The 12670-nt window shown below is 62.5% G+C and carries 12 protein-coding genes; 5 read left to right on the top strand and 7 right to left on the bottom strand.

Translation table 11 applies throughout. The features are described from left to right. Position 1: 1 nt before the first annotated feature. The 5 genes from P5205_06985 to P5205_06965 all read right to left on the bottom strand — a co-directional run bounded on the left by P5205_06985 (position 2) and on the right by P5205_06965 (position 6474). Positions 2–1798 (bottom strand): DUF4340 domain-containing protein, encoded by a 1797-nt coding sequence (locus P5205_06985; GenBank protein ID HSA10102.1) that lies wholly within the window; start codon positions 1796–1798, stop codon positions 2–4. Between the two features lie 9 nt (positions 1799–1807). Further along, complete coding sequence (locus P5205_06980) at positions 1808–3295, bottom strand: Gldg family protein (protein HSA10101.1); 1488 nt, start codon at positions 3293–3295, stop codon at positions 1808–1810. A gap of 1 nt (position 3296) precedes the next feature. Continuing rightward, positions 3297–4046, bottom strand: coding sequence for an ABC transporter permease (locus P5205_06975; protein ID HSA10100.1), 750 nt, complete (start codon positions 4044–4046; stop codon positions 3297–3299). Then, on the bottom strand, positions 4046–5005 hold the full coding sequence (locus tag P5205_06970; GenBank protein HSA10099.1) for an ATP-binding cassette domain-containing protein: 960 nt from the start codon (positions 5003–5005) through the stop codon (positions 4046–4048). Before P5205_06970 ends, P5205_06975 begins: the two co-directional genes overlap by 1 nt. A gap of 62 nt (positions 5006–5067) precedes the next feature. Beyond that, positions 5068–6474: a trypsin-like peptidase domain-containing protein gene (locus P5205_06965; GenBank protein HSA10098.1), complete on the bottom strand. Its 1407-nt coding sequence runs from the start codon at positions 6472–6474 to the stop codon at positions 5068–5070. Positions 6475–6551: 77 nt separating this feature from the next. Between P5205_06965 and P5205_06960 the strand changes: the two genes are divergently transcribed. The 5 genes from P5205_06960 (at position 6552) to P5205_06940 (ending at position 11330) form a co-directional block, all read left to right on the top strand. Continuing rightward, a complete protein-coding gene (locus P5205_06960; protein HSA10097.1) occupies positions 6552–8045 on the top strand; it encodes a DUF2851 family protein in 1494 nt (497 codons plus the stop codon). A 43-nt stretch (positions 8046–8088) separates the two neighbouring features. Further along, positions 8089–8739, top strand: coding sequence for an HAD family phosphatase (locus P5205_06955; protein ID HSA10096.1), 651 nt, complete (start codon positions 8089–8091; stop codon positions 8737–8739). A 238-nt stretch (positions 8740–8977) separates the two neighbouring features. Further along, positions 8978–9886: an SEL1-like repeat protein gene (locus P5205_06950; protein ID HSA10095.1), complete on the top strand. Its 909-nt coding sequence runs from the start codon at positions 8978–8980 to the stop codon at positions 9884–9886. Positions 9887–10277: 391 nt separating this feature from the next. Further along, positions 10278–10739, top strand: a complete 462-nt coding sequence (locus tag P5205_06945) for a hypothetical protein (GenBank protein ID HSA10094.1) — start codon at positions 10278–10280, stop codon at positions 10737–10739. Positions 10740–10844: 105 nt separating this feature from the next. Further along, a complete protein-coding gene (locus tag P5205_06940; protein ID HSA10093.1) occupies positions 10845–11330 on the top strand; it encodes a PTS sugar transporter subunit IIA in 486 nt (161 codons plus the stop codon). Between the two features lie 20 nt (positions 11331–11350). Here the strand turns inward: P5205_06940 and P5205_06935 are convergent, their stop codons facing one another. After that, entirely contained in the window at positions 11351–11815 is a 465-nt protein-coding gene (locus tag P5205_06935) for a tRNA (cytidine(34)-2'-O)-methyltransferase (protein HSA10092.1), read from the bottom strand. A 3-nt stretch (positions 11816–11818) separates the two neighbouring features. Then, positions 11819–12664, bottom strand: a complete 846-nt coding sequence (gene truA / locus P5205_06930; GenBank protein HSA10091.1) for a tRNA pseudouridine(38-40) synthase TruA — start codon at positions 12662–12664, stop codon at positions 11819–11821. Positions 12665–12670 lie beyond the last annotated feature (6 nt).

Genomic DNA, 12670 nt, shown 5'->3' with positions numbered 1-12670 from the left:
CTTATGGATTGGGCGGCACCGACAGGTAACGCTGCACGTAAGCGTAAAGCCACGCGGGAAGTTCAAATATCCAAAGTTCGCCATCCAGCGTGGTGGCAGCGCAGGGCGCGTTAGCATTAGCCTCGTTGCCGAATGTAACGAGGGCCTTCTGGCCGTTCTTGAGTTCGAGCGTGATCTGGTGGCTCTTGTCTGCAAGGCCGAAGCGGACCCGGTCCTGCTCCCCTCGGGCCAGCCAAGCCGCCGCGGTCAACTGGCATAGCCCGCTCACGGTTTCCTCTACCGCCAGGTCGTTGATGGTTCCCTGGGAATTGCTGGCCAGCGACCAGCTATGCGGGCCGTTCCTGACGAGTTGGCGGGTCCGGCCTTGCTGTGTAATGAGAAGGCCGCTCACGTCGTTCGTGGAGAAGCTCCAAATCCGGCGTTCGCGCATCTGCCATCCGGCCGCAGGCAAGCGCTGGAAGTCGGAGAGCTTTACGGCATAAACGAAGCTCTCATCCGCGCGGCGCGCGAAGACTTTGTCGGCCTGGTTGGTCCCGAAACCCAACTCGGCCAGCAACGCGTTGGCTGGACCATCCGGTGTGTTGGTCGCCGCCGCCCTCAAGAAGTACTGCCGCGCCGGTGACGCCAGCCCGTAGGCAGGCAAGTCCGGAGCAATCACCACATCCTTGGTGAATTCCACGATTCGCATCGCACCCAAGCCCGAGAGCAACTCCTTCACCAAGCCGGCATCGGCGGGAAGGCCTTGGGGCAGCACCTGCCACTGGCCGTTGGTCTGCTGCCGCAAGGAAAAAGCTTCCTGCCCGCGCACATCAACGGCCGCCACCGGCACAGTCAGCGTGATCAGGAACGGATCGCGAAAGTCGTTGACCGACGCGTACCACGGTGCCAGCAGGTCTTTGGGGACGGCGACTATGGCATTAAGGCCAAACCGGCGCCCATAAACCAGTCGGGTATCGTTGGTGGGGCTCTTGCCGAACTGAAGCCGGGCAACAGTGTGGGTGCCCTGCCCAAGCGCCACCTCAAGTCCGGGCGGTTGCAGCCCATACGTCTCTGGATCAGTCTTGGGATCGTCGGAAATGAACTGGCGCACCCGGACGCTCTCGATCATCTGCAGGGCCTCCTCGACTTTGGCGTTGTTGGCACGCGCCTGGAGGGGATACGTCATGCGCCATACCCCGTTCGTAGTATCACGCCGCATTTCCAAAACCTTCAATCCGTTGGTTACCGCCAGCCAATCCAACGCAAGACCATGCAATTCAACCAACGCGGTATTCCGCCAGTCGTCGGCGGTGCGGGGCAGGTTCTTGAGGAATGTAGCGTCCACCACGTAAATCCCTTCCACTCCGAGAACCTGCAGGAACACCTGATCACCCGGAGCTGTCTTCGCCCCCACTCGCAGCCGGTAGGTGTAACCGGGCTGTTCAATAACGACGAAGGCCTGCGGAGCGGCGAAGCCATACTCCTCGTCAGTGTTGGGTCGGCCTTGAAGTTCGCGCGCGGTGATGTAGGCGACCGGTGCCAATCGCCCAAGCTCCATCAGAAGCTGTTCGATGCTGACTCCCTGAGCTGGATATACCAAAGGGGCGGTGAGCTGCCAGGTCCCGTTGGTGCGCTCGGCCCGAAGTTCCAGGCTGGCAGCGGGCCGCACCTGCACGCTGCGGACCGCTGCGACTTGCAGCCTTGGCAGGACTTTTTCGGGCCCGCCACCCGCCTCTTGCAGAAACTTCTGGTGGACGAGGATGAAAGCAAACAGCGCCACCGCCACGAGAATCCATCGCCAAGTGTTTCGGGGATTCATGCGCGGTGATTATCTGCGGCGCCGCAGCCAGACCAAACCGCCCAGCGCGAGCGCTGAGCCCGGCAATACACCGAGCAGCACCCACTGGGCCTGACGCAATTGCGCCTTGGTCATGACAATCTTATACTGCGTGATAGGACGCGGCCCCAGACCCGCGAGCAACTGCGTGCGCTCCAGCAGCCAGTTGACAGCGTTGCCGGCGAAATCGCGATTGGCCGCCGATTCGATTTGCAGGTTTCCCAGGAACACGGAATCGCCAACGATGACCATGCGGGTTGAGCCATGCTCGGTGATGACGTCCCTGAGCGTCTCCTTCTCAACGGCAACCAGCAACGGAAAAGGAGCTTTGTGGATCGAGTCGCCGGATGCCAGAGCCCGGGGACCCGTAAAAGCAACCTCGTCCACGCGCGGCGCATCGGCAGCGTCGGCCTGCAGCTTCAACCGGCCTACGGCACGGGGCCAGCTCAGATGCAGCCGTGAGTGCTGGAGGGAATTCACGAGGGGATGCTCGCCAAACCGGCTGACGATGACATCTGTTCCCCTAATGGTGTTATCCGGATCAGTAACGACATTGTGGCCCACATCCACACCCCACTTCGCCAGGACCTGTTCAAGACCAGTGTCCTTGCGGACCGCGCCGAAATTGAACAGGGCCAGCAATCGGCCTCCCTGATTGAGGTAGCGCTCAATTTTCACCAACTCAGCATCGGGAATCCCATCTCTTGGACCGGCGATCACCAGCAGATTGCAGTCCCCCGGCACGGCGTTGGTTCCGAGCAACGATAGCGCCACAGGCTTGATGCAGTTCTGCTCCAGGATAGACGCGAATTTCAGATATCCGCTCACTTCATCACCGCTGTCCATTTGATGTTCGCCATGGCCCTGGAGGAAATAGGCCTTGAGCGGCTTGGGACTCGTCACATCGAGCAGGGCGGCAGTGAAAGCAACCTCGCCCATGAAGGCCGCTGGTTTGCGGCGAAACTTCAGCTCCTTTGCACGGGACTCCTGATCCTCCACTCGCTCGATCACATAACGGGCCAATCCATTGCCGTCCACCACTTTCACCTTCCCCCCGCAATCGAAGATGACAAGGTTCTTGTCCGTCGGCGCCGCCAGGCTGTAATTCAACTTGGTCTTCTGCGCCAGGCCCGGGTCACGCACATAATCCACCGTTTGGACGGTGAGCTTCGGATTCACCAGCCGATATTCGGCGAGCAGTTCAGCCACCGTGCTGTAAAGCGCGTCGTCGTCCTCAGTGTCGTAATAGAGGGTCACCTTTACCTGGTTGGTGAGCGAGCGCAGCAGGCTGACTGTGCGCGGGGAGAGCTCGATTTTCGTGCGGGTGCTCAAGTGGAAACGGAGAAAATATTCCTGGCTGATATAGTTTATCATTACCACCACCGCGAGGACGACCAGCGCCAGGACGAGAACGTGGAGGCCGATGCCCCACTTCAGATAGGGCGAGAAGCTGGGCCGTGGATGAAGGTCGGTCGCCATGCTATTTCCAGCGACGGCTTTCAACGACCCGCAACGTCAGGAAAAGGAAGAAGACTGTCAGGCTCGCCAGCAGCATTACCGGCCGGGTATCCACGATGCCCCGCGCAAAGTCATGCATCTGTTCAAACAGCGCGAAGCACCCCAGTACCTGCCCCTGCCAACTCTCCGACGCCGGGAGCTGGCTGGCCAGGTAGCCCAGCAGAAACAGGCTCGCGCCGAATACCAGACTGAGCATCGCCGCGATGCCCTGGCTACGGGTTAGCGCCGAGGCAAAGCAGCCCAGCGAGATGAACACCCCTCCAAGCAACAGCAAGCCCAGGAACATCCCCGAGGCCACCCCAGCATCCAGCGCTGCCGCATCGCTGGTATAATGCCGCACCAGCAGCAGGCAGCCCAGCAACGGCAACCACATCACCGCGTAGAAAAGCAACGCCGCGGTGAATTTGGCCATCACCACCTGGAAATCGCTGACCGGCGCGGTCATTAGCGTTTCGTAAGTGCCGGAGAACTTCTCCAGCGCAAACAGCCGCATGGTGATGACCGGCGTCGTCAGCAGCAGGATCAGCCAGAAAAACGGAGTGATGTAGAACAGCTCGGTCACCGGCATCGGCGACGGCTTCTGCAGCTTGGCGAAGATAACAATAAAGCTATAGCCCATCATGAACAGCGCCGCGGCGATGATGACATAGCCCCCCAGGGACAGAAAGAAGCCTGCCAGCTCCCGCCGGACGAGGGTTCCATAGGCCCGCATTAGACCTCCTCCTCTTCGGGCCGCGTCACGCTCACATAGATGTCTTCCAGGGAGTGCCGGTTGCGAGTCAGCTCGCGCAACGGCCAGCCGCGACCGCGCACCAGCGCGAAGATCTGCGGGCGCAAGTCCATGCCGTCCCGCGGCGTCAACGCACAGCGAAAATACTCGCCTTCGGCCGGTGAGACGTCGAACTGCTCCACCTCGGCCATTTGCGCCCAACACTCCCGCAACTCGGCCGGCGGCGCGGCGATCTCCGCGATCACCTGGCTGCGGCTGCTCATAAGTTTCTGCAGATTCTCCGGCGTGTCGGCCGCCAGGATTCTCCCGTCGTACATAATCACCACCCGATGGCAGGTCATTTCCACCTCAGGCAGGATATGGGTGGAAATCAGCACTGTGTGGGTGCCCCCCAGCCCCTTGATGAGCTGGCGCACGGTACGAATTTGGTTTGGGTCCAGGCCCAGCGTGGGCTCGTCGAGGATAATCAACTCCGGTTCGTGCACCAGGGCATCCGCCAGGCCGACGCGCTGACGGAATCCCTTGGAGAGCTGGCCGATGATCCGGCGGCTCACTTCGGCGAGGCCGCATTGCTCCATGACCTCATCCACGCGCTCACGCGATCTTCTGCGGCTAAGGCCTTTCAGCCGGGCCCGAAATTTCAGGTATTCCCGCACGCGCATGTCCTGGTGCAGCGGGTTATTCTCCGGCATGTAACCGATCCTGCGGCGCACTTCGTCCGATTGCTCGAAGACATCCAGCCCCGCCACCCGCACGGTGCCCGAGGTCGCCGGCAGATAGCAGGAGAGTATGCGCATGGTCGTGCTCTTCCCTGCCCCGTTCGGACCCAACAACCCGACAATCTCGCCCCGGCTGACCGTGAAAGATATATCCGATACTGCGGTATTGCCCGCGTAGCGTTTGGTCAGGTTGGCAACTTCGATCATCAGATCATCGCTCATTCTATTCAGCGCGCCAAAAAGTCTAGTTGAAGGGCGCCTGCCGGGGCCAATAAATTCTCAGCCTAGCGCCTTGCCAATTCCACCGCCCCCTGGCGCAGGATGTTGAAATTGCCCATGCGCTGCGGCACCGCGATTTCGACCTGGACCCGATCGCCTTTCTTCTTGGCGTAAAGCAGCTTCGCGGCGGCGCAAAGATCTGCCGGCGATTGCCCGTCCAAGGCCGTCACCAGAATGCCCCGCTGCAGTCCGGCCGCCGCGGCCGGGCTGTCCTCCTGCACCCCCGCGATGAAGTACGCATCAGATGCTCCCACGCCGTAGCGGGCCTCCTGCTGCGGGGTCAATTCCACGAGATCCAGCCCTGTCAGGTCGCGGATCAGCTCTGCGTTGAACACGGACTTCTCCGTCACCAACTGCACCGCAATCTCCTTGGGCGCCCCACCACGACGAATGGCCAGGGTTACCTTGGACCCCGGCCCGGCAGCCAGCAGGTCGGCGAAATCAATGAAGCTCTTGGGCGTCTTGCCGTTTACCTGCAAGATGGCATCACCCACTCTCAAGCCGGCCTTGCCGGCCGGGCTCTGCGACTGCACGCTGGTGATCACCAATGGCGTCGTTCCCACCTTCACCCGAGCGCCAAACCAATACGCCTTCACGAACTCGGTCGGAAAGATGTCGGACAGCGCCTCCAGCACGCGCCGGATGGGAATGGCAAAACCGATTCCCTGCGCCCGCTGGCCATGGACTTCGCCCAGGACGGCAACGTTGATGCCAATCAATTCGCCGCGCAGATTGACGAGCGGCCCGCCGCTGTTGCCTACATTGATCGGGGCGTCAGTCTGCAGCCAGTTCGGGATGTCTAACGGCTGGCCCTCCTTGGGCAGCACGCGGCTCTTCGAGCTGAGTATGCCCCGGCTGACCGAACCGCCGAGCCCGAAGGGGTTGCCCAGCGCCAGCACTGTTTCCCCCAGCAGTAAGTCATCCTCGCGTGCGAACTGGATCGCTCTGAACTTCTCTCCCGCCTGGCCGTTTAACCGGAGCAATGCCACGTCGGTCTTCGGATCGCTCGCGACCACCGTGGCGGTGTAGGCGTTGGTGCCGGTGCAGAACTTCACGGTGATCTTGTCCGCTCGCCGCACGACGTGATCATTGGTCAGCAAATAGCCCTCCTCATCAATGATGACCCCCGAGCCAAGACTGTACATGGAATTGGGCGGCTGGCGCCGGTGATACGGGTCCCAGAACTGGCGGAAGAACTCCTCGAATGGGTCGCGGACATGGATGATCGTCTCCGTGGCGATGTTCACCACGCTAGGCAACACCTTCTCGACCGCGGCCACGACGGCATCGCGACGGACATCCGTCAGCGCTGTTTGCCCCTGGGCGCCCGTCGCCCATCCCAACAGGCACCCTGCCAGCAACCACATCGGCATCTGGCTTCGTCGTTCGTGTCTATCCACTATCATCATCATAACAACAGTCAAACCCGGCTTTGGATGCATTCAATCTTCTTTCCGGACGCGGCACGCGCCGTATCCGAGGCTTGACTTTGCATCCGCAACGGCGCAAAAGCAATGCCAAGGTGCCTCCGGTTCAGGCCAGCTTTTACGCCCAGTGGCGCGTGCGATGCGGGGTGATCCCCGTTCTGCGCGACAACCGCGACTCGCCGCCCGAACGCCTCCTGCAAACCATCTGGCAGCACCAGCGCCTGGTCCGCGAGCAACTCAAAACACTAGACGACGAACCTGTTCAAATCCTTCATCCCGGCTTCCGCAGCGTCGAAGGCGGGCCGGATTTCCGCGGCGCGCTCGTGCAGATAGGCGCCGCGCCGCCGCAAACCGGCGACGTGGAGGTCGACCTCCGCTCCAGCGGCTGGCGCGCTCACGGGCATGACCGCAACCCTGCCTTTCGGAATGTGATCCTGCATGTGGTTTGGGAAAGCGAACAGTCAGCCGCCGGCGCACCCCCCACGCTGGCCCTGCGGCAGGCCCTCGACGCGCCGCTCGGTGAGCTGAGCTTGTGGCTCGGCGGCGAAGCGGCGCAGGAACTGCCGGAGGAGTTGCGCGGTGAATGTTGCGCCCCGTTGCGCACCCTGCAGCAGCCACAATTGCTGGACCTGCTCCACCAGGCGGCACACGTCCGCTTGCAGAGCAAGGCCGCCCAGTTCCAGGCCCGCGCCCGGTGCGCCGGTTGGGAGCAAGCGCTCTGGGAAGGACTTTTCCGCGGCCTGGGTTACAAACACAACGTCTGGGCGATGCAGCGCCTGGCCGAACTCCGCCCGCGCTGGCATACGCCGGGCATTCAACTGCCTGCCTTGCAGGCGCGCCTGCTCGGCATCAGCGGACTGTTGCCCACCGAACTGACCCGCTCGCAAACGGGCACCGACCACTTCATCCGTGGGGTCTGGGACCAGTGGTGGCGCGAGCGCGACGAATTTGCCGACTGCATCCTGCCGCGCTCGCTCTGGCGCTTGTACGGCTCGCGCCCCACCAATCATCCGCAACGCCGCGTCGCCCTGGCCGCGCGCTGGTCAATGGACGCCAATCTCGCGGCGAAGCTGGAAAGCTGGTGCGCACGCGAGGTGCCGGATTCGGCCCTGGCCGGCTCGCTGCTCGACACTTTGCAGGTCGAGCCGAACGACTTCTGGTCCTGGCATTACACACTCCGTTCACCCAGGCTCAAGAAGGCTCAGCCGCTGCTGGGCGCTGCGCGCGTAACGGATTTGGCGGTCAACGTCGTCCTGCCCTGGCTTTGGATTCGCGCCGCTGAGGGGAAGAATACCGTGGTACAGCGCACGCTCGAACACCGCTATCTCGCCTGGCCGCCGGCCGAGGACAACTCCACCCTTCGCCTCGCCCGCCAACGCCTGCTCGGCACCACCTCCCCGCGCGCCCTGCCCGGCGCCGCCGCGCAGCAGGGCCTGATCCAAATGGTGCGCGACTTCTGCGATCACTCCAACGCCATCTGCGATCGCTGCAAGCTCCCCGACCTGGTGCGCGATTGGACCATCCAGCTCGGCCCAGGCCCCACACCCATGCTTTGAGCGTGCCTTGCCCGCGGGCGTCCAGTATCGTCCGCGACCTCGTATGCAACAAGTCCAGGCTGTTATCTTCGACATGGACGGCGTAATCGTGGACAGCGAGCCGCTCCACGAACGCGCGTTCCTCGACGTGGCGCGGGAAATCGGCTACGGCGACAAGCTCGCTATCAACTTTGCCGACTACATCGGGCGGTCCGACCAGGAGTTTTGGGTGGACTTCGTCGCCCGGCAAAAGGCACCGCAGTCGCCGGAAGACCTGCTCGTTCGGAAACGGCAAGTCATGATCGAGATTATCCGCCGCGAGCAGCCGGTGTTTGACGGCGTAACGAAGCTGCTCGAACAACTCGCCGCCCGGTACACGCTGGCGTTGGCATCTGGCTCCGAAGGGCCGGTAGTTGAGGAGGTCCTGAAACTCAAGCAACTGGGCCGCTTCTTCTCCGCGGTTGTTACCTGCCTGGATGTCCTGGTCGGCAAACCGGCTCCGGACATTTTCCTCCGCGCAGCCGAGCTACTCAAAATGCCGCCACAAGCCTGCTGCGTCATCGAGGACTCCAAGCCCGGGATTGCCGCAGGCCTCGCCGCGGGCATGACGGTGATTGCCATCGCCAATACCCACCCAGCCGGCGAATTACGCCACGCTACCCACGTCGTTAACACTTATGCGGAAATCGAGCGCCTGTTGCTCAATTCCCAGTGAACTGAGACGAAGTCAGCGGTTTCACAAGACCGGGGCCCCCCAACCCACACATTCGCGGTGGTTCCGCGCCGCCAGGCTGAATATGAGCGGAACACAAGCGGGTGTTTCCCTGTTTATACACGCTTCCTCCGCGCCGGCCGCGGGCCCAACGGAAGCCCGGGTTGCCGGAGCTGCGAATGCTGCCCAAGACGCCCGGCGGCATTGACAGCGCCAACCTCATGCCTAACTTACGGGCAGGATGAAGAAGCAAGTGCTCGCGGTCGCCGGCTGCCTGGTCCTGAACCTCGGGATCGCGGCCCAGGCCACCAACGGCGGTCCCGCGGCAAACGGCTTGAACAGCCAGATGCTTCGCGAGCAGAAGCACTTTGTGGAGTGCCTTGCCTCGGTTTACAGTCCAGCCTGGTGGTTCAGCTATAATGGCGCGCTCTACTTCCAGCCCAGGAATGAGACCCAAGCCCAGCACTTGGAAGCCATGAAAGCAGCCAGGTCACAGTATGTGGCCCTGACCAATCAGGAAACAAGGCATGCCCTCGCTGCCAGGCTCATCGCCGCGTGCGGCATTGGCGAGACCTGGCAGAAAAAGCTGCTCCTGCCTTTCTCCACCACGAACCAGAATTTCACCCCGACTCTGAACAGGCCCCTGCGCGTCGTCCCCGCTTACAAGGTGCTACGGTGCGACACCAACGGCGACGCGCTAATCCAGGACAATCAATCCACCATGTTCGTGATGAACTTCGGCCGCGGGGCATCCGATGGCTCGGGCACGAATGCCCTCTTGGTCAGGGAAGGCCTCAAAACCTTCTCGTCGGGCGGCGTGTTTGAGACCGTCAACGCTTACGAAAACGTGTCTCTCAACAAGGAGGAAACGACCGTGCTGGAGCGCGTCGCGGCGGCCTGTCGGAACCTGGTCACGTCGCTAAGTCAGCCACCGGCGGACTCCGCAGCCAAAGCCGAATTCGAGGCGCGCAAAGCCCGGGCCACTGACAGCAACCCGTACATGCAATATCTCCTGGCCAAGGCGTATTTGGAGGGCAAAGGCACCGGCAAGGACGAAAAGCTGGGCATGGAATGGATGCGCCGCGCGGCCAGCAGCGGCTCAGGCGATGCGATCGCCTTCCTAAAGGCGCTCGAACACCGGGCGCCGTAGACTTCGCCTCCCTTTCGACCTGCGGGAAACAACCCGACACCCGCGTCCGCACTACTGCGGATTGACGGTCCCAGCGGATGGTTCGACACTGTAAGAGCGCGGGTTGGGCACGGTTAATCGCGGCCTTTCGGTGCGCGACTGGCCCCCAAAGGCAGACATGAAGATACCGAAATCGAACCAAGCAGTCATCTCGAGGCGGCGAGGAGCCGCTAAACTCAATATGAGCCGAGACATTCCCCTGGCCCTGGCGGCTTTTTGCAGTCCTATGGTGTGCACATTTCTGCTCTGCAGCCCGCCAGCTGCCCGAGCAGCCGAGGCTCTCCCTACTGACCAATCGAATGGCGAACCGGCACAAGTCCGGACACACTCCAATGAGCCTCAAGGCCACCAGATGCGGCGTTACCAGGCATTTGCCCGCCAGGCACAACTGGCCCCCATCACCGTGACGAGCGAAACCACACTTGAGGTAGGCGGCACCGTTAAGACTGACATCACTCGTTTCCCTCAGCTCTCCGCCCGGGAAACAGAGATCCTGGCCGGCAAGTTCGAAGTGCCCGCAGGTGTCATTGCCGAGGTGGCGCGGAGTCTTTCCGACAACCCACAGCCACGCGCAGCGCAACTCGCGCACGAGCTTCGCACCGCTGTAGTGGACTACAGGTTCCTGCAAAGCGAGTGGGGCCGATACCGCCCGCCGCTCGAGGGACAGCAGGTCAAAACCGCGGCGCTCGACGCTCTGGAAAGCGGCGACATCGCCAAAGCCTGGACCCTGTATGACGCGCTTGACAAACCGCAAGCGCCCGCCGTCTCCCGACCGGCGCCACCGGGCAATCTCCGCATCGTCACCGGCCCATAAACAAGCCCGGACCCTCTCAACCGACCGCGGTCAACGCGTCACCACCGCAGTGCGAGCGAACATTTGCTTCTGTTTCCGCACTGGCCGACGTAATATTGGCCGCTTATGACAAGTCCCAATTCGGTCGTCCTTAGCAATTTGCTGTCGCCGGCCACCATTAACCTGGACCTGCAAAGTCCGGACCGTGACTCCGTGCTCAGCGAGTTGGTGGACCAGATTCCGCAGCTCGCCAAACGGCCCGAGGCCCGCCAGACACTGTTGCGCGCCCTCCGCGAGCGCGAGCAACTGCACAGTACCGGCATAGGCGATGGTATCGCCCTCCCCCACGCGCGCAACGCGCTGGTAGGCCTGACGGATCAGCCGATGGTGGCCTTTGGCCGGCACCCGCGGGGTATCCCCTACGACGCCATTGACAGCGTTCCCGCGCGGCTGTTCTTCTTGCTGGTCGCCCCCACGGTCACCCAGCACCTGACAATCCTAGCCCGCCTTACCCGCCTGCTTCGCGATGCCAGACTGCGGCAAGCCCTGTTAGCTGCCGACCAGCCAGAACAAGTGATGGCGCTGATCCGGGATGCTGAAGCGAAGCTCTGAGGAGGCAGCCTGAGCCCCAGTCAGACCTCACCCTTGAATCCCTGCTGGCGCAAGGCCTCAAACAACACCAGCGCCACGCAATTGGAGAGGTTCAGCGACCGGGCCTGGGTGTGAAACATGGGAATGCGCAACCAGCCGCTGAGGTTTTCCTGCAGGAGTCTCTTCGGCAGACCGGCGGTCTCCCGACCGAAGACGAGGTAGTCATCCGACGCGAAGCTGGCTTCCGTGTAGAGCCGCGGCCCGTCTGACTCAATAAACCACAGCCGCGCCCCCTGTGGTAGTGTCTGTTGAAAGGCCGCCCAGCTCTGCCATCGCCGCCACTGGACTTGCCGCCAGTAATCCATGCCGGCGCGCCGAAGTTGCGCGTCGTCCAGCTTGAATCCGAACGGCTCGATCAGATGCAGCGCGCTTCTGGTGGCCGCGCACAGCCGCGCCACATTGCCCGTGTTAGGCGGGATTTCCGGTTCGAGCAGAACGATCTGCATGGATCAAGTGGCAGCCGACCCAACGAGGCTCTGGCCACCTGCTTGTTCGGAGCCCGGTGCCCTGGACTTGCCGGCCGCCCCTCTCCCCTGTCCTTTCCGATACAACACCTTCCAAAGCACCAGCCCATGCGCCGGTGCGGTCATGCCCGCCACCCGCCGATCCCGCCTGGCAAGCATCCGGCGCACCTCATCCGCCGCGAATTTGCCCAATCCCGCTTGCACCAGCGTTCCGACGATGCCGCGGCACATTTTGTAAAGAAATCCGTCGCCCTCGATGACAATGGTCAGGCGCTGCCCCTGCCGTTTGAGTTCGCACCGCGTCAGGGTGCGGACGGTGGAGGCCTTCTTGTAACCAGGATTTGCGGCGAAAGACTGAAAGTCGTGGCGGCCCACAAACACCGCCGCCGCGGCTCGGATCGCCCGCAAGTTGAGGGGACGGGGCACGTGCCAAGCCGTATGTCGCAGGAGGGGATTCATCGCCGGGTGGTTCCACACAAAGTAGCGATACTGCTTGCCCGACGCGTCGAAGCGCGCGTGAAAGCCGCGCCGCGAGCGGGCCGCGACAACCACGCGAATATCTTCGGGCAGCCAGGCATTGAGCGCCAACGCCAGCTTGCGCGGGGACATCCGGCACTCCGCGCGCGGAGCCTCGAAATGCGCCACCATGCCCAGTGCATGCACTCCCGTATCGGTGCGGCTGGAACTGTGCACGCGCGGGCGGCTTGGAAACAGCCGGGCCAGCGCCGCCTCAATCTTCTCCTGCACCCCCGTGCCGATCTTCTGCACCTGCCAACCTGCGTAGGCGGTGCCGTCGTAGGCAATGGTCAGCTTGAACTTCAGCGTATCCACAAACGG

It is taken from the genome of Candidatus Paceibacterota bacterium, assembly GCA_035452965.1.
Classification (GTDB): Bacteria; Verrucomicrobiota; Verrucomicrobiia; order Limisphaerales; family UBA8199; genus UBA8199.
The sequence above is the reverse complement of the archived record's forward strand: the minus strand, read 5'-3'. Positions and strand labels throughout refer to the sequence as shown.